Origin of the sequence: Anaerococcus marasmi (assembly GCF_900290195.1) — a bacterium.
GTDB classification, from domain to species: Bacteria; Bacillota; Clostridia; order Tissierellales; family Peptoniphilaceae; genus Anaerococcus; species Anaerococcus marasmi.
The window spans coordinates 513,473-536,710 of record NZ_OLMF01000004.1; the positions used below are offsets into that span (position 1 = coordinate 513,473).

Annotated in this window: 24 protein-coding genes; 1 reads left to right on the plus strand and 23 read right to left on the minus strand. The window is 32.9% G+C overall.

Annotation, left to right across the window (positions count from 1 at the left end; genetic code table 11):
* Positions 1 to 54: 54 nt before the first annotated feature.
* The 16 genes from C7D97_RS02825 to efp are packed head-to-tail and all read right to left on the minus strand — an operon-like array spanning position 55 to position 12,660.
* Complete coding sequence (locus C7D97_RS02825) at positions 55 to 2,115, minus strand: bifunctional 4-hydroxy-3-methylbut-2-enyl diphosphate reductase/30S ribosomal protein S1 (RefSeq protein ID WP_105300617.1); 2,061 nt, start codon at positions 2,113 to 2,115, stop codon at positions 55 to 57.
* Positions 2,106 to 2,708, minus strand: a complete 603-nt coding sequence (locus C7D97_RS02830; RefSeq protein ID WP_105300618.1) for a lysophospholipid acyltransferase family protein — start codon at positions 2,706 to 2,708, stop codon at positions 2,106 to 2,108. Before C7D97_RS02830 ends, C7D97_RS02825 begins: the two co-directional genes overlap by 10 nt.
* A complete protein-coding gene (cmk, locus tag C7D97_RS02835) occupies positions 2,698 to 3,348 on the minus strand; it encodes a (d)CMP kinase (protein ID WP_105300619.1) in 651 nt (216 codons plus the stop codon). Before cmk ends, C7D97_RS02830 begins: the two co-directional genes overlap by 11 nt.
* Positions 3,345 to 4,556 carry a BaiN/RdsA family NAD(P)/FAD-dependent oxidoreductase gene (locus C7D97_RS02840; protein WP_105300620.1) on the minus strand — a complete coding sequence of 404 codons (1,212 nt, stop codon included), beginning with the start codon at positions 4,554 to 4,556 and terminating at the stop codon, positions 3,345 to 3,347. The genes cmk and C7D97_RS02840 overlap by 4 nt, the downstream gene beginning before the upstream one ends.
* Positions 4,557 to 4,590: 34 nt before the next feature.
* Entirely contained in the window at positions 4,591 to 5,292 is a 702-nt protein-coding gene (locus tag C7D97_RS02845; protein ID WP_105300621.1) for a pseudouridine synthase, read from the minus strand.
* Positions 5,282 to 5,812 (minus strand): SMC-Scp complex subunit ScpB, encoded by a 531-nt coding sequence (gene scpB, locus C7D97_RS02850; RefSeq protein WP_105300622.1) that lies wholly within the window; start codon positions 5,810 to 5,812, stop codon positions 5,282 to 5,284. The genes C7D97_RS02845 and scpB overlap by 11 nt, the downstream gene beginning before the upstream one ends.
* A gap of 1 nt (position 5,813) precedes the next feature.
* Positions 5,814 to 6,512 carry a segregation and condensation protein A gene (locus C7D97_RS02855; protein ID WP_105300623.1) on the minus strand — a complete coding sequence of 233 codons (699 nt, stop codon included), beginning with the start codon at positions 6,510 to 6,512 and terminating at the stop codon, positions 5,814 to 5,816.
* On the minus strand, positions 6,499 to 7,050 hold the full coding sequence (locus C7D97_RS02860; RefSeq protein WP_105300624.1) for an NUDIX hydrolase: 552 nt from the start codon (positions 7,048 to 7,050) through the stop codon (positions 6,499 to 6,501). Before C7D97_RS02860 ends, C7D97_RS02855 begins: the two co-directional genes overlap by 14 nt.
* Positions 7,043 to 8,731, minus strand: a complete 1,689-nt coding sequence (gene recN / locus C7D97_RS02865; RefSeq protein ID WP_105300625.1) for a DNA repair protein RecN — start codon at positions 8,729 to 8,731, stop codon at positions 7,043 to 7,045. Before recN ends, C7D97_RS02860 begins: the two co-directional genes overlap by 8 nt.
* A complete protein-coding gene (locus C7D97_RS02870; RefSeq protein WP_105300626.1) occupies positions 8,731 to 9,183 on the minus strand; it encodes an arginine repressor in 453 nt (150 codons plus the stop codon). The genes recN and C7D97_RS02870 overlap by 1 nt, the downstream gene beginning before the upstream one ends.
* 8 nt (positions 9,184 to 9,191) lie before the next feature.
* A complete protein-coding gene (locus C7D97_RS02875) occupies positions 9,192 to 10,028 on the minus strand; it encodes a polyprenyl synthetase family protein (protein WP_105300627.1) in 837 nt (278 codons plus the stop codon).
* A complete protein-coding gene (gene xseB, locus C7D97_RS02880; protein ID WP_105300628.1) occupies positions 10,021 to 10,209 on the minus strand; it encodes an exodeoxyribonuclease VII small subunit in 189 nt (62 codons plus the stop codon). The genes C7D97_RS02875 and xseB overlap by 8 nt, the downstream gene beginning before the upstream one ends.
* Positions 10,202 to 11,386: an exodeoxyribonuclease VII large subunit gene (gene xseA, locus C7D97_RS02885; RefSeq protein ID WP_105300629.1), complete on the minus strand. Its 1,185-nt coding sequence runs from the start codon at positions 11,384 to 11,386 to the stop codon at positions 10,202 to 10,204. Before xseA ends, xseB begins: the two co-directional genes overlap by 8 nt.
* Positions 11,383 to 11,766: a transcription antitermination factor NusB gene (locus C7D97_RS02890; protein WP_105300630.1), complete on the minus strand. Its 384-nt coding sequence runs from the start codon at positions 11,764 to 11,766 to the stop codon at positions 11,383 to 11,385. The genes xseA and C7D97_RS02890 overlap by 4 nt, the downstream gene beginning before the upstream one ends.
* Positions 11,766 to 12,092, minus strand: coding sequence for an Asp23/Gls24 family envelope stress response protein (locus tag C7D97_RS02895; RefSeq protein ID WP_105300631.1), 327 nt, complete (start codon positions 12,090 to 12,092; stop codon positions 11,766 to 11,768). The genes C7D97_RS02890 and C7D97_RS02895 overlap by 1 nt, the downstream gene beginning before the upstream one ends.
* A 10-nt stretch (positions 12,093 to 12,102) precedes the next feature.
* Positions 12,103 to 12,660, minus strand: coding sequence for an elongation factor P (efp, locus tag C7D97_RS02900; RefSeq protein WP_015777965.1), 558 nt, complete (start codon positions 12,658 to 12,660; stop codon positions 12,103 to 12,105).
* Positions 12,661 to 12,789: 129 nt separating this feature from the next.
* Between efp and C7D97_RS02905 the strand changes: the two genes are divergently transcribed.
* Positions 12,790 to 13,974: a tRNA(Met) cytidine acetate ligase gene (locus C7D97_RS02905; RefSeq protein WP_105300632.1), complete on the plus strand. Its 1,185-nt coding sequence runs from the start codon at positions 12,790 to 12,792 to the stop codon at positions 13,972 to 13,974.
* Between the two features lie 16 nt (positions 13,975 to 13,990).
* Here the strand turns inward: C7D97_RS02905 and C7D97_RS02910 are convergent, their stop codons facing one another.
* The 7 genes from C7D97_RS02910 to nifJ form a co-directional block, all read right to left on the minus strand.
* Positions 13,991 to 14,479 (minus strand): ATP synthase subunit B family protein, encoded by a 489-nt coding sequence (locus C7D97_RS02910; protein ID WP_105300633.1) that lies wholly within the window; start codon positions 14,477 to 14,479, stop codon positions 13,991 to 13,993.
* 9 nt (positions 14,480 to 14,488) lie between these two features.
* Complete coding sequence (gene coaD / locus C7D97_RS02915; RefSeq protein WP_105300634.1) at positions 14,489 to 14,971, minus strand: pantetheine-phosphate adenylyltransferase; 483 nt, start codon at positions 14,969 to 14,971, stop codon at positions 14,489 to 14,491.
* Positions 14,949 to 15,512, minus strand: a complete 564-nt coding sequence (gene rsmD, locus C7D97_RS02920; protein WP_105300635.1) for a 16S rRNA (guanine(966)-N(2))-methyltransferase RsmD — start codon at positions 15,510 to 15,512, stop codon at positions 14,949 to 14,951. The genes coaD and rsmD overlap by 23 nt, the downstream gene beginning before the upstream one ends.
* Entirely contained in the window at positions 15,512 to 17,503 is a 1,992-nt protein-coding gene (locus tag C7D97_RS02925; RefSeq protein WP_105300636.1) for an ATP-dependent DNA helicase RecG, read from the minus strand. Before C7D97_RS02925 ends, rsmD begins: the two co-directional genes overlap by 1 nt.
* The gene (locus C7D97_RS02930) at positions 17,503 to 19,071 is read right to left on the minus strand and encodes a DAK2 domain-containing protein (RefSeq protein WP_105300637.1); all 1,569 of its coding nucleotides are present in this window, start codon (positions 19,069 to 19,071) and stop codon (positions 17,503 to 17,505) included. Before C7D97_RS02930 ends, C7D97_RS02925 begins: the two co-directional genes overlap by 1 nt.
* Positions 19,072 to 19,079: 8 nt before the next feature.
* A complete protein-coding gene (locus C7D97_RS02935) occupies positions 19,080 to 19,433 on the minus strand; it encodes an Asp23/Gls24 family envelope stress response protein (RefSeq protein ID WP_105300638.1) in 354 nt (117 codons plus the stop codon).
* 146 nt (positions 19,434 to 19,579) lie between these two features.
* Positions 19,580 to 23,107: a pyruvate:ferredoxin (flavodoxin) oxidoreductase gene (nifJ, locus tag C7D97_RS02940; RefSeq protein WP_105300639.1), complete on the minus strand. Its 3,528-nt coding sequence runs from the start codon at positions 23,105 to 23,107 to the stop codon at positions 19,580 to 19,582.
* Positions 23,108 to 23,238 lie beyond the last annotated feature (131 nt).

Sequence of the window (23,238 nt, forward strand, 5' to 3'; positions counted from 1 at the left end):
TCCTATCATCAAAAAAGGAGATGATTTAATCATCTCCTCTTAGTTATCTAAGATTTATTCTTCTTCGCCTTCTAGTAATCCATCATTACCTTGTTCAGATAATGCTTGTTCTAGTAGGTTACCTAAATTGTTATTTAGATCGTCATCACCAAATGAAGCAGAATTATCTCTTTGTGGTCTTCTTCTTGGTCTATCGTTGTTTCTTGGAGCTCTCTTAGCTCTTCTTTCTGGTCTTTCTGGAGCTTCCTTAAGAGCTTTAATGCTTAGGCCAACTTTTTCTTCATCTGTATCGATGCTTATGATCTTAACTTCGATTTCATCACCAACGTTAAGTTCATCAGATGGCTTTTCAACATGTTCCCATGAAATTTCTGAAACGTGAACTAGTCCTTCAACCCCATCTGCTACTTCAACAAAAGCACCAAAGTCAAGTAAGTTAACAACCTTACCTGTTACAACATCGCCAACTTCATGTTGGTTAACGAATGCTTCAAATGGTTTTTCTAGAAGTTGTTTACGTCCAAGAGAAATTCTATTCTTTTCTTGATTTAATTTTAGGATTTTAACTTCGATTTCATCACCAACGTTTAGTACATCTGATGGGTGTTCAACCCTGCTCCAAGCAATATCTGATACGTGTAGGAGTCCGTCAAGACCGTTAACTTCAACGAAAGCACCGAAGTCTGTGAGTCTTGCAACTTTTCCAGTTACAACTTCTCCTTCTTCAAGTTCTTCCCAAAGTCCGTCAAGTTCATCTTCCACTACTTCTTTTCTAGAAAGAACTAGTCTATTTTTTCTTTGATCAATGCTGATGATCTTTAAATCCCACTCTTCTCCAACGAATTTCTTGAAGTTTTTAACAAAGTATGTTGCGATTTGGCTTGCTGGAACAAATCCATTTATTCCTTCAACATTAACAGTTAGACCACCCTTGTTGAATCCACTTACTACACCGTGAACTAACTCGTCGTTTTCAGCCTTTTCTGCTAGGTCTTTCCATACCTTCATTCCTTCAACTCTTCTTGTAGAAAGTGAAACATTTCCTTCACCGTCATCTAGTTTGATAACGAATACATCTATTTCGTCACCTACATTAAAACTGTTTTTTGGATCTTTTGCTTCTTCTTCTGTCATTTCGTCTAGTTTGATAATTCCGTCAGCTCTAAATTGAATATCAACGAATACCTCATCATCCTTGACATCAATAACTGTACCATTTACTATTTCCTTTGGGTAAATCTTCTTTAAACTATCCTCTAGACTGTTCATAAATTCTTCTTTTGTGAATTCATCCATACTACTTACTACCTCCTCGATAATCTCATCAGGTGTAGAGGCACCTGCGATTATACCAACTTTTTTAAATTTAGAGAGCTTTTGCAAAGGTAGATCTTTAACAGTTTCAATCCTAAAAACATTTTTACAATACATATTAGCTACTTGATATAACTTATTTGTATTAGAACTATTAAAACCACCAGCTACAATCATGCAATCAACTTCCTTTGCTAAGGATTTGGCTGCTTGTTGCCTATTTTCAGTTGCTTTACATATTGTGTTTTCTATTACTACACTATCATTATTTTCTTTTAACTTGTTAGCAATATCATAAAAATAATCAAGCCTATTTGTAGTTTGACTAACAACATAGAGCTTGTTATTACATTTTATATTTTTTGCTTCAGTCTCATCTGAAACTATTATACCATTGTTTAGGAAAGAATCCATAGCAATTATTTCAGGATGACTTTTATCTCCAACAATAATTACCTGGTATCCATCATTTTCTTTTTCTATAATCTTTTTGTATATATTATTTAAAACTGGACAAGTAGTATCTACTACTTCGTTACCATTTGCTAAAAGCTTTTCTTTAAAGTCAGCACTTTCTCCGTGCGCCCTTATAAGAATTGTAGAATCCTTTATCTTTAGAGCTTCTTGCTTCTCAACAACTTCTAGTCCTTCATTTTCCAATTTCTCGACTAATTGCGGATTATGTATCAAAGGCCCTACGCAGTAGCGCTTACCTTCTTTTTTTATAGTTTCTTCAGCAAGCTTTACAGACCTTCTTACACCGCCGCAAAATCCTGAATAATTTGCAATAATTATTTCCATTGATTCTCACTTTCCACAATCGTGTGATGCTCATAAATTTTATCATAAACCTTATCTGTCATTTTCTTCATAGCCTCCTTGTTTTTGAAAGAGGCGAATTCCTTGACTGGGATAGGTTTTTTTATCAAAATTTCACTTTTTCTAAATGGCTTGTAAGTAGAAATTATTTCTACTGGCATAATATCAGCCTTAGCCTTTAGGGCGATAAATGCCACACCATCTTTTACATTTTCTCTCTTAGCTTCTTTAACCCTAGTTCCCTCAGGAAAAATCCCAAGAATCTTATCCTCATTAACCAAGGTTACAGAAGCCCTCAAAGCTTTTAAGTCACGCCCAGATCTATCTACTGGAAAGGCTCCAAGAGCTCTTAGTAGTCCTCCTAGAAGAGGCTTATCAAAAAGTTCTTTTTTCGCCATAAAATAGATCCTTTGAGGCATACTTATTGCTAAAAATATCGGATCCAACAAAGATTTATGGTTGGCGCATACGATAACTTTATCAGTTTCTTCCATATTTTCAAGGCCCTTTACCCTTATCCTAAAGATTGGTATACAGATTATTTTTAAAAGTACTACTGCAAAATTATATAACATCTTCTCTATCCATTATAGCTAAAATCGCATCTATAGTCTCTTCTATATTTAAATCAGAGTTATCGATCAAGTGAGCATCTTCCGCCTTTTTTAAAGGAGATGTCTCTCTGTTAGAATCATATTCATCCCTCTTGATGATAGATTTTTCTAATTCGTCTATGCTTAAATCAGATTCATTTTGATCAAACCTTCTCAAAGCTCTTATCCTTGGGCTTGCTGTTAAGAAAAACTTGTAGTTAGCATTTGGAAATACAACTGTACCTATATCTCTTCCATCCAAGATGAAGCTTGTATTTTGTGCAATTTGTCTTTGCATATCTACAAGTTTCTCCCTAACATTTTTGTTAGCTGAAACCCAAGATACATTTTTAGTAACTAAATCGCTTCTTATTTCCTTACTAACATCTTCTCCATTTAGGAAAATAGCTCCTTCATTAAAATTAATTTGAATGTTTCCCAAATTTTCAACGATTTTATCCAAGTCACTTTCTTTTATATTTCTGTCCAAGAAATATTTGGTTACTGCCCTATACATGGAGCCTGTATTTAAATACTCTATTCCTAATCTATCTGACAATTCTTGAGCAATTGTTGATTTTCCTGATCCACTTGGTCCATCAAGTGCAATTATATATGTCATATCTTCTCCTTTATATCTAGACTTGCTGCATATGCTGTAGTAAAGGCAATTTGCAAATTAAAACCTCCTGTTAAGGCGTCAATATCTAGGACTTCTCCTATGAAGTATAAGTCATTAACTAGTTTTGATTCCATTGTTTTAGGATTAATTTCTTTTAGATCCACTCCTCCACTAGTAATTACAGCATTGTTAAAATTTTCTTTTTGCCTAATTTTAAAATCAAAATCTTTTATTAATTCCAAGATTCTTTTTCTTTGTTCTCGAGTGATTATACTTGCTTTAATGTCTCTTTTAATTTTTAGTCTATCAATTACAATTGATGACAATTGATCATTTAGTAGTATATTTAAAACATTTGATATATTCTTTTTACTATTCCTTTCAAATAAGGATACGAGTTTTGTATCTAACATTTCATATGTTAAGTCAGGAAGAAAATCTATTGACAAGCTCTCTAGCTCATCTCTTGCTGCAAGAGCTTGAATTTTAAGGGCAGCTGGTCCTGTAATAAAGTTTGGAGTAAGCATTATATCTCCTATAATCTCATAAGATTTTTCTTTCGTCCTTAAGATAAGTTTCTTATTGGTCAAACTTAGCGCCTTTACATCTAATCTATTCTCTAAATATAATGGCATAAGAGATGCTTTTGCTTTGCTTATCTTATGGCCAAAACTTTGAGCAAAGTTATACCCATCACCGGTCGACCCTGTTTTGGGATAAGTTAGACCTCCGGTTGCAATAATGAGGCTATCGAATTTATAATTTTTCCTAGCTGTCTTTACTACAAAACAATCTGACTTTTCTATATTTTCAACTGTAGTATTAGGAAGATATTTAATTCGTTTTTCTCTAATCAAACTTTCAAATAAAAGAATAATTTCACTCGACTTTGAAGATTTAGGAAATACCTTCCCATCCTCTTCTACTATCGTTTCTACACCTTGCTTATTTAAGAAATCAATCATTGAGAAATTATCAAATCTAGAAAATGAAGAATAAAGGAAATTTCTATTCCTAATGATATTTTCCATAAATTCATCATAGTACTTAGCGTTTGTTACATTACATCTTCCATTACCTGTAATTTTTAACTTCTCACCGATATTATTGTTTTTGTCTAATAAGTAGACTTCATTATTTTCATTTTTTATATTTATAGCTGCAAAGACTCCCGCTGGCCCTGCACCTATTATTCCAATCTTTCTCATATATAAATTTTACCATAAAAAAAGAGATAGACCTCTATCCCCTTGTTTTTCTTACAAAGTCCATCTCATCTTGGTCAAACTTTCTTTTCTCGTAAGGCTCCATACCATCAAGTTTAATAGGTCCTATGCTGATTCTTTTAAGCATTGTCACCTCACTTGAAAATTGGGCAAACATCCTTCTAATCTGTCTCTTATATCCTTGATGAATCGTAACTTTGTAAGTTTTACTTGCCTTATCAATGAGTTCTATCCTAGAATCAGAAGTTATTTCTGAATTTCCTATATCAATCCCAGATTCGAATCTTTGACAATCTTTCTTGTTTAGTAATCTAGTAACTCTAACTATGTAAGTCTTATCTAACTTCTTGCTAGGATGAATTATCTGGTTAGTAAAGGCACCATCATTCGTAATAATTAAAAGACCTTCACTATCCTTATCTAGTCTACCTGCAGCGAAAAATCTTTGATCAGTTTTTACTAAATCATTAAGATCTCGGTTGTTATAAGGATCGAAGTTACTGGTAATATAGCCTCTTGGTTTATAGAGTTTGATGTAGATTTTTTCTTCTAATTGAAGAAGCTTTCCATCAATTTCCACAATATCAGAATCTTTTATATCAAGACCTAGCTCATATGTAAGCTTGCCATTAACTTTAACCTTCCCATTTTTGACAAGATCATCGGCTTTTCTCCTTGAAGTGTAACCGCATCTAGCTATATACTTATTAATCCTCATAATCGTCTCCATCTAAGTTGATTTCTGGCAATTCTTCTAAGGAAGTTATATTAAAATATTTAAGAAAATCTGTAGTTGTCACATAAATAATAGGCTTTCCAATCTTATCCAACCTTCCATTTTCTTTAATTAGTCCCCTAGCCATTAAAGAATCGATGGTCGATTGGGAATTTACTCCCCTTATCTTATCAATCTCGGCTCTAGTAATCGGTTGTTTGTAAGCGATAATTGAAAGGGTCTCCAAAGTTGAAGTTGACAGCTTTTTTTCAGATTTTTTAATTACTTTTTCAAAATACCTGTCATGGCATTCTCTCGTGGTGAATTGATAAGACTTATCGAATTTTCTAATAATTAAGCCTGATTCCCTAGAATTTCTCTCCTCAATCATTTCATCTAAAACTCTTTGAATATCTTTTTTATTAAAGTCGTAAATTATTGCGGAAAGGTCTTCCAAGTCTATTGGTTCTGCCCATATATATAAAATTTCTTCTATTAGTCCTTTAAGATATTCCTTACCCATATTACCTCTTTATAACTACAAAAGAATTTAGACCCTTAGCCTCTAAGCTTATCTCCTTTAGTTTTACTAATTCTAGAAGTGCCAAGAATGTAGCTATACACTCAGCCTTATTTTTAATCCTATCAGTTAGATAAGATAAATTCAGTTTTTTCGTAAAATTTAAAGTCTTTTTGATCTTTTCAACATAATCATTTACATCTTCTTGCTTTATGCTTTTGACTACAGACTTATCTGACTTTTTCTTTAAATTTGTCATCAATTTTTCAAATTCTTGTGTCAGTATATTAATATCTTTATCTATTTCTACTTCTTCATATTTTTCAAATTGACTTAGGTCTTCTTGATACTTACTGTAAATTTTCCTAGCTTCTTCTTCCATGTCCTTAAACTCATCTTCTACTGATTTGATCTTCTTGTAGTAGATCAAATAAGAAAGAAATTCCTCTTCTAGGTCATCTGTTTCATCTTTAGGTAACAATTTATTGGCCTTAATAGTCAATAGGATAGATGCTATATATATAAACTCTGACAAATTTTCTATATTTTCATCTAGTTTATTAATTTCTTCTAGGTAGGAATTTGTAATCTCTTCAAGCTCTATGTCGTAAATATCTATTTTCTTTTTTTTAATTAATTTTAAAAGCAAATCAAAAGGACCTGTGAAGGCAGCAAGTTCAATATTTAATCTAGTCTCGCTCATTTAAGATTTTCTTCGCATATAAAACAGCTATAATACTTTTTGCATCTGTAAGTTCTCCATTTTCTATCATATTGTAAAGATCATCGATAGAATAGGAATACGCCATTACATTTTCATCTTCATCTTGCTCTAGTTCAGATTGTACCAGATCACTTGCCATAAAAAACGATAGTTTATCATTTGTAAAACCTGGTGATGCATGCATGTCGAATAAGTAAGAGATATTTTCAGGAAAATATCCAATTTCTTCTTGGAGCTCTCTTTTAGCTGTCTCTATTGGTAGTTCATTGCTTTCTACTAGACCTGCTGGAATCTCGAGTGTCACTTTATCTATAGCTTTTCTGTATTGTTTGACCATCCACAACTTACCCTCGTCATCAAAAGCTATAATTCCTACACCCTTTTGATGATCTACAATTTCTCTTTTAGAATACTTTTTGTTTTCAAGTTCAACGGTATCGACTCTTAACTTAAGAATCTTACCATCATAGATAGTATCAGATTTTATAGACTTTTCATAAAATTTATCTTCATTCATTTCTTAAATCCTCCGCCATTTGTAACATTTCTTCCGCAGATTTTTTGCTTGTAGATGTGATGTCTACTCCGCTTATCATCCTTGCAATCTCTAAGACGCGATCATTATTAGATAGCTTTTCTGTTTTACTTATAGTGAAATCTTTAACGTCTTCTTTCTTGATAAGTATATGGTTATTCGCAAGAGATGCAATCTGAGGTAAGTGGCTTATCGCTATAATTTGTCTCTTATTAGATAAATCTAGGATTTTCTCCCCCACAACTTGAGCAGTTCTGCCACTTATTCCAGTATCTATTTCATCGAATATCAAGGTGTCTACACTATCTGCATCAGAAAATACTTCCTTGAAGGCAAGCATAATTCTGGATAACTCTCCACCTGAAGCAGTTTTTGATAGAGGTTTTAGACAATCACCTTTGTTAGTACTGATTAGAAAGTCAATATTATCGAATCCATTTGGTCCAAGACTTTTCTTTCTATCAATGTCTATCTCGAACTTACCATTTTTGATATCCAATTCTTTTATAGCCTTGTTTATTTCTGCCTCAAGGATTTTACTTTTATTTTTACGAATTTCACTTAATTTTGAAGCATAGTCTGATAATTCCTTATCTATTTTTGAGATATCTTTGTCTATGCTAGTCCTCAATTCTTCTATTTCTTCGAGTTCTTTAATCCTCATGCTTATCTTGTCATAGTATTGTTTAATATCTTCTATAGTAGATCCGTATTTTCTCTTTAAGTTAAAGAGAGTTTGATTTATCATATCTAGTTCATACATCCTCTCAGGATCTTGCTCTAGTGATGATTCATAGGAATCTATATCTTGATAAACGTCATTTATTAACTCTGAAATATTTACCAAACTTTTATATATATCATCTATCTTTTCATCAACTGAAGTATAGGAATTGATTTCTGAAATGCACTCGTTAATCATACTAGTTAATGATACTTGGCCAAATTCACTTGAATCAAGATACTCTTTGATTTTATTAGAGGAGTTCATGATAGAGGAAATATTGTTTAGCTTTTGATATTCTCTGTCTAATTTTTCCTCATCTAGGTTGAAAATATCAACTTCTTCAATCTCATTTATCTGATAATTAATTAAATCTCTTTCTCTAGTAATCTCTTCTTCAGATAAATCCAGTTTATCAAACTTTTCTAACATTTCTGATTTTCTCTGATAGGAGTCATTTAAGCTTTCTCTTAAAACTTTGCTTTCATTATCCTTAGTAAAATTGTCTATAAGATCTAGATAATTTGTACTATTCATAAAAGAATTACTATCGCCTTGTCTATATATATCCATCAAAATATGAGAAATTTCTTTTAAACTTGTAAGATTTGTAATCCTACCATTGACTCTGATGCTTGATGATTTTTTGCCAATAGTTCTAGTTATTATAAGTTTATCATCATCAAAAGATACATCCATATCGCAAAGTATTGCTTTAGTCTCAGGGTTAACTTCAAACACTGCCTCTATAATAGTCTTATCAGCAAATCTTCCAATGCTATCCTTATCTGCCCTTGCTCCTAAGCAAAGATTGATTGCTTGTAGAATCAAGCTCTTTCCAGAACCTGTCTCTCCTGTAAGGACGTTAAAGCCTTCCTCAAAGTATATGTGATTTCTTTTGATTATTACAAAATTATCTATAAATAGCTCTAAAAGCATTATTTTATGAGACTCCTCAAATCTTCTATTAATAGGTCAATCGAATCTTCTGACGTAGGAGTAATAAAAATAGTATCGATTCCAGTAACAATCCCACCAACATTTTCAAGCTTTTCGTTTGTAATATAGGCTCCGCATACAGTCGCACAATAGGAAATTGTCTTTATTACAATCAGTCCTGAAGTTTTTTCTATTGATAAGACGGATTCCTTGAAAATCTTTTCCATTCTTTCTGTGAGTGTATCATAAACTGTATCAACAACTGTATATTTGTATTCATAATCATCAGTTTGAACTTTGGATATCCTAAGCTCTTTAATATCTCTAGATATAGTAGCTTGTGTTGCATCAACCCCGTGATCTTTTAGCATCTCCGATAATTGACTTTGAGTCTTTACGTCGTTATTTTGAATTATATCTAAAATTAATCTTTGTCTTGTATACTTTTTCATAATCGCCTCTAATATTTTCTATTCGTTAGAAATTCGATTAGAAATAAAAGAAAATCATTATTTTCTAAATCTTCAATTTCTTTTTTACATTTACCATTAATTTCAGCTAGAAATTTCTTACTAGAATCGAGATCCTTTAAGTTTAATATATTAATCTCATCTTTGAAGTCTTCTTCTAACAGATCATCCTGAATCTGAAATCCTAAGCCTAAATAATATGAATATCTTTCAAGCTTAGCTATAATTTCATCATCAAAACCATTAACAAGACCAGCTGCTACAATAGCACCCTTGAAGAAATCTCCTGTTTTCTTATCATATACTTCAACTAAGAAGTCTTCATCATAAGATTTTCTTCTCCTAAGGTCTAAGATTTGTCCAGTAATCATCCCATCCTTGCCAACCCTTCTCATTAGATAAGAAGCTGCTTTAAGATAGGCTGGATCATCTATAGAAATATCCATCATAAGCATACTTGCTTCACTTAAGAGAGCATCTCCAGTAAGTATTGCCAAATCCTCGCCAAAATGTTTGTGAACACTTTCCTTTCCACGTCTATAATCATCGTCATCCATAGCTGGCAAATCATCATGAACAAGGGAGTAAGCCTGAATCATCTCTATTGCTAAAGCAAAGAGTAAATCGTTTTTACTGATTTCATTTGTATGTAGTCTCCTAGTTTCTAAGAATAAGCTTGCACGAATTCTCTTACCAGAATCAGCTGCATAAAGCATAGCTTCATTAATTTTAGAATCTTCAGAGAAATACTTGTCCATTTCCTCATCAATAATTCTCTTATTATAGGCTAGTCTATTTTCGTATTTTTCGTAAATCGTATCATTCATCACTTGTTATCGTCTCTACCTTTGCTTTATACTCGTTAAGTCTCTCTTCTAGCTTAATGTATATATCACTAGCTTTTTCATATATCTTAATACTCTCATCGAGATTATCTTTGCTATTTTCTAACTCTTCTAAGAGCTCTTCCATTTTTTTGAAATTTTCTTCTATTGACTTATCAATCAACTACTTCCACCTTTACTTTTCCATCGCTAAATTCTATAAAAGCAATATCAGATTCTTTAAGAGAATGCTTAGAAAATATTGTATTACCCATATCATCTTTGATATGAATATTCTTCTTTCCAATTTCTATTATATCTTTAAATCTCTTTAGTTCTGATGACACAAGTCTTAGTTTTTGCTCATTGTATGATAGGTTTGACCTTAATCTTAAATTTAAATCTTTTTTTAGATAAGTAAGACTATTTATTCTCTTATCAATTTCTCTTATAGGACTCTTCCTATCTAGAATTCTTTCTGTCTCACGCAATCTATATTCATAATCCCTAATTCTAGATAAGGTTATTTCACCCATCTTAGTGACGATGTTTTTCATCTCTTTAGAAATATCGGAGTAATTCTTAATTACATAAGATCCTGCTTCTGTTGGAGTTTGTAGGCTTAAATCCGCTACTAAATCCAAAAGGGTCTGATCAATTTTGTGCCCTATGGCCGAAATAATCGGTGTTTTAGCTAGGAATGCTGCATCTATTACTAAACTATCGTTAAATGAAGATAAATCTTCACTAGATCCTCCACCCCTTGTGATAACAATTAAATCAAGATCCTTTTTATCTAATATTTCAATTGCCCTTTTTACCATAGGTGGAGAAGACTCTCCTTGAACCTTTACCGGGGATACAAATATGTGTATATCATTTGGCTTTTGATTGATGACTGATAGAAAATCTACAATCGCAGCGCCCTCTTCAGAAGTAATTAAGCCGATTTTTTGAGGTAATTTAGGGATTTCTTTTTTGTTTTCTAGATCAAAATATCCTTTTTTCCTAAATTCCTCCTTCATTTGAAGAAATTCAAGATATTTTTGAGAAAGTCCTTTCTCTTTTATTTCATTAACTGAAATAACAATTCTAGAAGAGAAGTTATTAAAAAGAACTGTTCCCTTAACTAGCACATCCTTGCCTATTTCCACAGAAAAATCTATATCCTTATCCTCATAATAATAAATTACACAGTCTATGATATCCCTATCTTCTTTTAGAGAAAAATATAAATGGGAATTATTGATCCTAACGTTCGATAATTGCCCATTTATATAAAGATTTTGGAATATAGGATCGTGTTTTATATTAGATTTAAAATATTCATTAAACTGTTTAACACTAAGCGCTTTTCTCATTTTCCATCTTTTCTAACGATTGATCCTAAGATAGAATTTACTAGCTTATAATCATCTTCATCTGAGTACTTCTTTGCTAGATTTACTGCCTCGTTGATTGAAACCGATACAGGTACATCCATAAAATACATCTCATTGATGCTCAGATATAGAATTGATCTTACTACCTTAGATAATCTCTTGTGTTTATTGTCGAGATTACTAGTAAGTTTATCATCGATGCTAGAGAAATTGTTTAGAAAAGATGCTATAGACGTTTTTACAAAATCTTCACCAATAAGGTCTAAGTCTTCTAAGACCTTGTCTATATCTTCAATTTTACTAATACTGTCTTGGTAGATGAGTTTAAAAACCCACTCTCTTTGCTCAATCCTATTCATTATATTTCTAAATTACCGACATTTACATCCACTCTAGTTACGGAAATCCCTGTCATATTTTCAACTATATTTTTGACATTTTCTTGTATTTTCTTAACTGTCTTTCTAACATTAATATTTCTATCAAAATTAACATCTAGAGTGAAATGTAGGTTTTCTCCGTGTTTTCTTACTTTACTTTTAGAATTTCTCTTGTGGAATTTGAAAGACTTATCTTGATTATCTTCACAGTAAACACCATACACATCACTAGCTGCTGCTACTGCTATTTGATCAAGAATTTCGTCTGCTATCTTGACTGATCCGTTGATGAAACTTCCTGACATTATCTGCTCCTTATACTCTTGATAGGTAATCCCCAGTTCTTGTGTCGATTTTGATTACGTCGCCTTCATTTACGAAAACTGGGACTTGTATAACTGCTCCTGTCTCAACTGTTGCAGGTTTTGTTACGTTTGTTGCTGTATCACCTTTAATAGCTGGCTCTGTTTCTTCTACCTTAAGTTCAACAAAGTTAGGTGCTTCAATTTGGAATGGTTTACCTTCATAGAATTTAATTTGAACAGGCTCATTTTCTTTTACATAAATAATTGCATCTTTAACCGCTTCATATTCAATACCGATTTGCTCAAATGTTTCTGGGTCCATAAAATAATATAGCTGGCCATCATTGTATAAATATGACATTTCTTTAGTTGAAATTACAGCTTGTTCGAACTTTTCATTTGGGTTAAAGGTAACATCCTTAGCCCCACCATTCATTACAGATCTAATTTTTGCACGAACAAATGCCGCTCCCTTACCTGGTTTAACATGTTGAAAATCCACTATTTGATAAACATCATTATCATATACAAAAGTTACGCCTTTTCTTAAATCATTTGCTGAAATCATATATCCTCCTACGCATGTTTCTTCCATTATTATACCATATGAACTAATATTTTTAAAACTATTAGCTTTTTAGCTAACTATATAATTTATTTATTAGTCTCTTTAATGTATAATTAATATGGTGATATTATGAAAAAACTTGCAATTATTTCTGAATTTAATCCATTTCATAATGGACATAAATATTTAACAGACAAGGCAAAGGAAATTACAGAAGCAGAGGTATCTATTAGCCTGATGAGTGGCGATTTTGTACAAAGAGGCGAAGCGAGCCTTATTGATAAGTATTCGAGAGCTGACGCTGCCTTAGATAATGGCTTCGACCTTGTTATAGAGATGCCAAACTTTATATCTTTGCAATCAGCGGAGTTTTTCTCCTACAAATCAATCGAGCTTTTAAACAAATTAAAGATAGACTATCTTGCTTTTGGAATAGAGAATTTAGATAGTAAAAAATTCTTAGACACTTCATATAGAATAATAAATAATAATGGAAAATTAGAAGAATTAACTAAGCATTATCTAAATAATAAACATTCATTCACAGAAGCAAGGTACCTTGCCCTAAAAAGTTTCTTAGGAGGAAATGATTTCATTAGCTCTAACAATATTCTAGCTCTTGAATATATGAGGTCTATTAGTAAAATTAACCAAAATATCAAGCCAATTCCGATCAGAAGGATAGGAGCCAATAACCAGGATCTTGATATAAAAGATGAAAAATTTGCCTCATCTACATCCATAAGGAGGAATCTATCTGGCGAGATTAAAAATCTTATGCCTTATTCATCATACCAAAAATTACAAGACTTCCAAAAGAATTATAAACAAGCAAACAAGGAAAAGCTTTTTGATATTTTTAAATATAAATTAATGATCGAAGAATCTCCGATTAGAGACTCCTTATGCTATGAAGAGGGTTTAGATAACTATTTTAGAGATTTGTTAAAAGATAATCCTAGCTACGATGAGTTCATTGATCTTGCTATATCAAAACGCAATACTAAGGCAAGAATTAACAGACTCATCCTAAATTATATACTAAACAATGATAAATGTCTTAATGAAATTGATTTTGATTTCATTAAAGTGCTTGCATTTAACGAAAATGCTACAAGAGTTTTTAAAGAGATAAAGGGAGATTTACAAATTGTAATAAGAAAGTCTGATATTATAAAATTAAGTACAGATGATCTTCTTATATATGAAAATATGATAAGAGCAAGCAAGCTCTACTCCCTTCTAATAGATAGAAAGCTCAACTCAGATTTTACGAGAAATATTACAATTAAAAAAACCTATGAGGCCAATTAGCTTCATAGGTTAAGTTTTATTTATTTTCTAGTATTGTTCTTCTATTCTTCTCTAGTTGGTTAGCGAGTTGACTGAAGTTTTCAACAGAGCCTTGGAATAATCTATCTACGTAAGCATAAGATTGTTGCCTAATCTTATCAGCTTCAATATTAGCTTCTTCGATTATTCTTTCTGCTTCATTTCTAGCTTCTCTAGTTATTTCATTTTCTGAAACTAATTGTCTAAATTTATTTCTAGCTTGCTCTTTGATATTATTAATTTCATTTTCTGCTTCATTTAATCTGCTGTCAGCTTCACTCTTGGCCTCACCAATAATCCTATCTTTCTCATCAGTTACCCATTGAGCTTGCTTGATTTCTTCTGGTAGAGCATCTTTCATCTCATTTAATAATTCATAGATTTCATCTGGATCTACAGAAACTTTTCTTGAAAATGGTACAGACGATGATTCATCCATCACATCTTCCATCTCATTAATCAAGTTAATCAATTTATTTTGTGCCATAACATCCCCCTAATATTGAAACTTCTCTTTGATTCTCTCTTCTACTTCTTTGCTTACAAAAGAAGAAACATCCCCCTTAAATGCTGCAACTTCCCTCACTCCACTTGAACTTATGAAGGAATAGTTAGGATCGCTTAAAAGAAATATAGTCTCTAGACCGTCCATAAGTTTTGAATTAAACATAGCTATGTTTTTCTCATACTCATAGTCAGTAACTTCTCTTAAACCTCTTGCAACTATCTTAATGTCGTTTTCTTTTGCAAAATTTACTAACAAGCCATCAAAAGATGAAATACTTACATTATCAATTCCATCTTTAATCATTTGCTCTTTTATAATTGCTTCTCTTTCTTCTAAAGAAAAGACTGATTTTTTATGTTCATTAATTAATACAGCTACGACAACTTCATCGAACATCTTTGATAATCTTTTGATTATATCAATATGACCAAGAGTCAATGGGTCGAAGCTACCTGGATAAATAACTTTCATTTGTTTTATATATGTTTACTTGTTTCCTTCCATAAGATTTTGCCTTAATAAGAGTCAATTCTCTTATATAAGAAAAATCTAATTCTCTATCAGATTCTGTTATTACTATACCTTCATCGGCCAATAATTCATATTCTAATATCAGCTTAATAGATTGCTCTACTAAACCACCCTCGTAAGGAGGGTCTAGAAATATGTAGTCAAAGCTACACCCACAATCCTTATATTTTTTCAAAGCTTTTTTAAAATCAAGCCTATCTACCCTTACATTAGAAGCCTTAACTTTCTCTATATTTTTATTTAGGATAGAAAAAGTGGAGGAGTTTCTTTCGTTAAAGAAAACTTCACGAGCTCCTCTAGATAGAAACTCTATTCCCATCTGCCCAGTTCCAGAAAATAGGTCCAAGGCAGTATATTCTTTCCTAAATGGGTAAAGCATATCAAATATAGCTTCTTTTACTTTATTATCAGTGGGTCTTGATGAACTTGACTTTGGGGATTGCAAGATAAAGCCCTTATATTTTCCTGCTACAACTCTCATTAGTTTAAAATAATCCTTTTATTTTCTCTAAAATATTCTTCGACATATGTAAGATCGATTCCTTGGTAGTTACCATCTTTGAGCCTCTCATATATCTTAAAACATTTCTCAATTTCATCCTTACTCATATTTAAAAAATCAACAGTCGATAGATTCTTGCCATGTTGTAAATAAGATAAGATCTTGCCACCACCTCTTTTTTCATAGTCCTTCTTAGCTATTTCAAATCCATCATTGCTTTCTACTAATATATTTAATTTATTTGATGGTGATGGGTTATCAGAAATTAAGTAGCAGTATGATTCATACTCTCCCCTACCTACTCTTCCCCTAAGCTGGTGAAGTGTTGAAAGTCCGAAATTATTAGCGTTATAAATAATCATTGTGTTCGCATTAGCTACGTCTATACCAACTTCTATGACCGTAGTAGCAAGCAATATATCGATTTTCCCATCATTGAAATCTCCTAAAATATCTTCCTTATCCTTAGCCTTCATCTTTCCATGGAGGATAGATATTTTAAATTGAGGAAATCTTTTTTTATAAATTCCATATAAATTTTCCAAAGAATTCTTATCATCTGAGTCTATATTATTAGTTACCACATATATTTGTCTATTTTCTTTTATAGTACGCTCTATATTTTCATACAAAATTTCAATCTTATCAGATCCTAAAAGTTTAGTTTCTATAGGTTTTCTTCCCTTAGGAAGCTCATTTATTATAGACAAATCGATAATTTCTGATATTTTAAGAGATAGGGTCCTAGGGATAGGGGTCGCTGTCATTGTAAGATAATTTACAACCTCTCCCTTTAGGGCTAGCATTTGTCTTTGACTTACACCAAACCTGTGTTGCTCATCATTAACAACAAATTTTAAATTATAAAATTCAACATCTTCGACTATGAGAGCATGAGTACCTATAAGGATATCAATTTCTCCATTTTTTATAGCTTTCTTAATTTCTTCCTTATCCTTACTGCTTCCAGTGAGTAAGGCTGCTTTTACATTAAATTTATCAAAAAGCTCAATATTTTTTTCAAATTGCTGAATAGCCAAAAGCTCAGTTGGTACCATCATAGCAGACTGATATCCGTTTAGGGCAAAAATTATCATAACTACTATAGCAACTATTGTCTTTCCACTTCCTACATCACCCACCAATAGTCTATTAGCAGTGTAAGGACTATTGCAATCATCTAAGATTTCTTCTAAAACCTTCCTTTGACTCCTGGTAAGTGTGAAAGAAAGCTCAGACAAAATATTATCTATCTTATAAGATAGATGGGTATCTTGGCTAAACTTAGTCATTTTTTTGAGAAAATCCAAGAAACACAAATCCTTTAGTAAGTCAACTAATTTAATCTGACTCTTTGCCTCAGTTAAATTTGCAATAGAAGTAGGAAAATGTATCTCTCTGAGATTTTCACATCTTTTATTTAAACTGAATTCTTCTAAGATATTATCAGACAAGATTTCTTCTCTTTTATCAAAGTATGCCAGAGCTTGCCCCATAAATTGTCTAATTTGTTTATTGCTAATTCCTCTTGTAAGAGGGTAAATTGATACAATAGAGCCTATTTCATCATCATCTATATCACAAAATAAAGGATTCCCAGCTTCATAAAAAGCGTTCTTCTTAGAAACTGATGTATAAAACTTATACTCTCTTCCCCTAACAAGCCTTCTAGGTGTGAATCTATCGTTAAACCAGATAAGCCTTATCTTACCGAACTCAGATTTTTCTTCGTAGACATAGACATAAGAAATGGTCATTTTACCAAAATTCTTCTGGTATAGCCTGCTGGATATCCTCCAGATAAAAAAATGTTTATTATTATCAGCTATATCTACTATATTTTTAAGTTTACTCCTATCCTCATATTCACGTGGATAGTAGTTATACAGGTCTGATACAGAAGATATTCCAAGCCTCTTGAAATCCTTACTCTTCTTATCTCCTATGCCCCTTAGAGCTGTTAAATCCATTATTCAAGTGTGATCGTATAGTAGTAAACTGGTTGTCCACCATAGACTAATTCACAGTCTACATCCTTGAACTTTTTAGCTAATTTTTTGGAGAACTCCTTAGCTTTCCTTTTTTCTATATCTTCACCATAATAAATAGTTATCAAGGAAATATCGTCTTCATCTATAATGTCTGCTATAGTTTCCTCACAAGTTTTTTCTATTGATGAATCAGTAGCGACAATTTTTCCATCAAGTATCCCAATATAATCGTCTTTTCTTATCTTTATGTCGTTGACGCTTGTATCTCTAATAGATATTGAAACTTCCGCAACATGAATATCTTCTATAATTTCATTCATATTTTCTAGATTTTCTTCAGGACTTATAGCTTCATCAAATTCAAGAATAGCACTAAAGGACTCAGGTATTGATCTTGTCTCAACAACGAATACATTCTTATCTGAAACTTCAGCAGCTTGCTTTGCAGACATAATAATATTCTTATTATTTGGGAAGATAAAAATATTTTCAGCCTTTATTTCTTCAACTGCCTTATATAAGTCTTCGGTAGATGGATTCATTGTCTGACCACCGGCTATAACCTTATCTATGTTCATGCTTTCCATAATAGCATTATAGCCTTCTCCCCTAGATACAGCTATAAATCCATATTTCTTTTCAGCAATATCATTATTTTTTTCGATTATTTCTACTTCAGGATTTAAATTTTCCACTGTGATTTTTAGTATCACACCTTCCATCAAAATCATCTGAACAATATTTTGAGGACTGTCAGTCTTAAAAGATGATTTTAATGTGTCTTTATTTAAATCAGATTCATAGTCTATAGTAATTCTTTTAAGGTTTTCATCTAAAGAAATAAGGTTAGCTTCATTGCCTGCAAGTTCAAATTCAACCTTATAGGTAAAGTCGTCATCATTTTTTTCTTTAGATAAATTAATATCCCTATCTATATTTGAATTTAGGGCATTTAATGCACCTCTTAGTAGGAAAATTAATCCTTGTCCACCAGAATCCACTACCCCAGCTTCTTTTAGAACAGGTAATTGGTTAGGGGTGTTATCTAAAGCTACTTGGCCCGCTCCAATAATTTCTATAAGATAATCGTCCAATTCTATTTCTTCTTCGAATACTTCATTAGCTTTTTCAGCCATTTTATTGGCTACAGTAAGGATTGTTCCCTCTGTTGGTTGCATAACAGCCTTGTAAGCTGTGTTACTTGCATTTATAAATATCTCTCTAATATCAGTTGCATAGATTATATCCTTACCCTTTAGAGTCTTTGACATTCCTCTAACTAGCTGAGATAGGATAACACCAGAGTTTCCCCTAGCTCCCATTAGTGTTCCTTGGCTAAGTGACTTAGACACTTCTTCAACAGAAGTCAGCCCAGACTTATTAACTTTATCAAGACCTGATTTAATAGTCATAAACATATTGGTACCAGTATCTCCATCTGGTACTGGAAATACATTTAGCTCATTAACTAAATCTTTGTTTTCATCTAAATATTCATAAGCTCCAATAATCATTTGTTGGAGTTTATTTGCATCAATACTTTTCATTTATACTCCTATTTGTTGATCCCTTGAACATAAATATTTACTTCGGCAACTCTTACCTTAAGGGATTTTTCAACATTATACTTTACATTCTCAATTATATTTTGACAAACTACAGGAATCCTAACACCATATTTCAAGAACAAAGAAATATTGATAGATATTGTACCATTGTCAAGTCTTTTGATATGAACTCCTTTTTGCATATTGTTTACTCTCAAAAGCTCATATATTCCATCTTTTGCAGATTGGCTAGCAAGACCTACAACCCCATAAGATTGCATTACACTTGCTACAGTAATATTGGTTATAAGTGAATCATCAATGGTTACTTTTCCTAAATTATTAACATACTTAATAGTCATGATACCTCCAGTATGATCAGTAAGTCTATTACCTTTTTATTATGATTATACCATAAACGATACATTAATTATAATAAAATTGGTAAAGATTTTTGAACAATAGAAAAAAACCGTCAAATTAATGACGGTTTTTGAAAATTTTATTCTTATTTTCCAGCTAATCTCTTATATGTTTCATATCTTTCTTTAGCAGCTTTTTCTGCTTCAGCATATAGCTCGTCAGCTGTTTCAGGGAAGGATCTCTTTAGTGATGAGTATCTTACTTCACCTTGAATAAATTCTTGGAATGATTCTTTTGGTTCTCTAGAATCAAGTTGGAATGGATTTTTGCCCTCGTCAGCAAGTCTTGGGTCAAATCTCCATAAGTGCCAGTAACCAGCATCAACAGCTTGTTTTTCTCTGTATTGTGATTTACCCATACCGATTCTGATACCATGGTTGATACATGGTGCATAAGCTATAACTAGTGATGGACCATTGTAGCTTTCAGCTTCTTTTAGAGCTTTAAGTGTTTGGTTTTGGTTAGCACCCATAGCTACTTGTGCACAGTATACATAACCGTAAGAAGTCATCATTAGACCAAGGTCTTTCTTTCTAACCTTTTTACCAGCTGCAGCAAATTGTGCTACTGCAGATAATGGTGTAGCTTTAGAAGATTGTCCACCTGTGTTAGAGTAAACTTCTGTATCGAATACAAGAATGTTGATGTCTTCACCACTTGCAAGTACGTGGTCAACTCCACCGAATCCGATATCGTAGCTCCATCCGTCACCACCAAAGATCCAGATTGATTTCTTAATCATGTAATCTTTAAGTTGGAAAATCTTATCAAGTAGGTCTTTACCTTCTTCGCTATCTACTGTTTCTTCTTTAAGTTTCATGATCTTAGCTGTTGCTTCTTTAGAAGTATTAACAGTTTCTTTTCCTTCTAACCAAGCCTTGAATGCTTCGTTAAATGGTGTATCAAGACCAAGTTCTAGGAAGTCATTCATGTATGTTTCTAGTAATGACTTGTTAGCATCTGCTGCAAGTTTCATACCATAACCGTATTCAGCAGCATCTTCAAATAGTGAGTTACCCCAAGCTGGACCTTGTCCACAAGAGTTCTTTGTGTAAGACATAGCTGGTGCACTTGCTCCCCAGATTGATGAACATCCTGTAGCGTTTGCAATGTACATTCTATCACCAAATAGTTGTGTTACAAGCTTAGCATATGGTGTTTCACCACAACCTGCACAAGCACCTGAGAACTCAAGTAATGGTTGTTTGAATTGGCTGCCCTTTAGAGTCATTGGATCCATAACGTCTTCTTTGTATCCAACTTCTTCGTGAGCGTAATACCAATTTTCTTTTTCTTTTTCAACTTCATCTTCGAATGGTTTCATTAGAAGAGCTTTTTCTGGAGCTGGACATACATCTGCACAGTTTCCACATCCAGTACAGTCTAATGGAGAAACTTGGATTCTAAATTCGTATCCTTCCATGCCCTTACCAATAGCTTTTTTAGTTTCAAAACCTTCTGGTGCGTTTGCCTTTTCTTCTTCTGTTACTAAGAAAGGTCTAATTACTGCGTGAGGACAAACGTATGAACATTGGTTACATTGGATACAGTTATCTATTTGCCACTCTGGAACGTTAAGAGCGATACCTCTCTTTTCGTATTGAGTTGTACCTGATTCGAAAGCTCCATCTTCTCTACCAACGAATGCTGATACAGGGATGTCGTCTTCTTTTTGTTCAAGCATTGGTTTAACAATTTCTCTGATGAATTCTGGAAGTTCTCTTTCTTCTTTCTTTTCATCAACAGCATCTTTCCATGCTTCTGGTACTTCTACTTTATGGATTGCGTCGATTCCGCTATCAACTGCCTTGTAGTTCATGTTTACAATGTCATCACCCTTGTGACCATAAGATTTAACTATAGAGTCTTTTAGGTAATTAACGGCATCTTCTAACGGAATTACGTCAGCTAGTTTAAAGAATGCAGATTGCATGATCATGTTTGTTCTAGAACCTAGACCAATTTCAGCTGCTAAGTGAGAAGCGTCAATTGTGTAGAATTCTACATCATGTTCAGCAATGTAGCGTTTCATGTTTGCTGGTAGGTGTTCTTCTAATTCTTCATCTGTCCATGCACAGTTTAGTAAGAACTTACCACCATCTTTAAGGCCTTTGAGTAGGTCGTATTGGTTAACATAAGCTACCTTTGAACAAGACATGAAGTCTGCTTCATCAAGTAGGTATGTTGATCTGATTGGGTCTTTACCAAATCTTAAGTGAGAAACTGTTAGACCACCTGATTTCTTTGAGTCATAGTCAAAGTAACCTTGTGCGTACATGTCAGTATTATCACCGATGATCTTGATAGCTTGTTTGTTAGCTCCAACAGTACCGTCAGATCCGAATCCCCAGAATTTACATCTTGTTGTACCTTCTTGTCTAATCTTAAGGTCTGTTCTTTCAAGTGATTTGTGTGTTACATCATCGTTGATAGAGATTGTGAAGTCTTCTTTTGGTTCATCTTTAGCAAGGTTTTCAAATACTGCTTCGATATCAGCTGGAACTGTATCTTTAGATGAAAGACCGTATCTACCACCGATAATTAGTGGTTTATCTTCTTGATCATAGTAAGCAGATTTAACATCTAGTAGTAGTGGCTCACCGATTGATCCTTTTTCTTTTGTTCTGTCAAGAACAGCAATTTTCTTAACTGTTTTTGGAATTGCTTTTAGTAGGTGTTCTTTAGAGAATGGTCTATATAGGTGAACTTCAATCATACCTACTTTTTTGCCTTCAGCTAGGAGGGCATCGATTGTCTCTTCTGCTGCTTGACATACAGAACCCATAGCTACTATGATTTCTTCAGCATCATCTGCACCGTAGTAGTTGAATAATTCGTAGTTTGTACCAATTAATTCATTGATTTGGTGCATGTAATCTTCAGCTATACCAACGATATCTTCATAAGCATTGTTGCTTGATTCCATTCTTTGGAAGAAGATGTTCTTTTCAGCTGTACCAATTGTTTTTGGTCTTTCTGGGTTTAGTGAATTGTTTTTAAATCTATTTACAGCTTCCATATCAACAAGTGGAGCTAGGTCTTTGTAGTCCCAAACTTCTATTTTTTGGATTTCGTGACTTGTTCTGAATCCATCAAAGAAGTTTACAAATGGGATGCTTCCTTTGATTGCTGATAAGTGAGCAACTGGAGATAAGTCCATTACTTCTTGAACTGATGATGATGCAAGCATAGCAAAACCTGTTTGTCTTGCTGACATTACATCTGAGTGGTCTCCGTAGATTGAAAGTGCGTGTGTTGCAAGTGTTCTTGCTGCAACGTGGAATACACCTGGTAATCTTTCACCTGCAATTTTGTACATATTTGGGATCATTAGTAATAATCCTTGACTTGCAGTATATGTAGTAGTTAGTGCTCCTGCTGCTAATGCTCCGTGAACTGCTCCTGCAGCACCTGCTTCAGATTGCATTTCTTTTACTTCAACTGGTCTACCAAAAATATTTTTTCTACCGTTAGCAGCCCAAACATCTACTGCTTCTGGCATTGGTGATGAAGGTGTGATTGGATAGATTGTTGCAACATCAGTGAACGCATATGATACGTGAGCTGCTGCTGTGTTACCATCCATAGTCTTCATAGCTCTTTTAACTGTCATTTAAGACCTCCTATAATATTAGTAACAAATATCGTTAACACTATTTAAAGTATAAAGTTTATTGAAAGAATTGTCAAGGGATATTTGGAAATTTTATGATTTTAGCTAAGATGATTTATTCTACATCATAA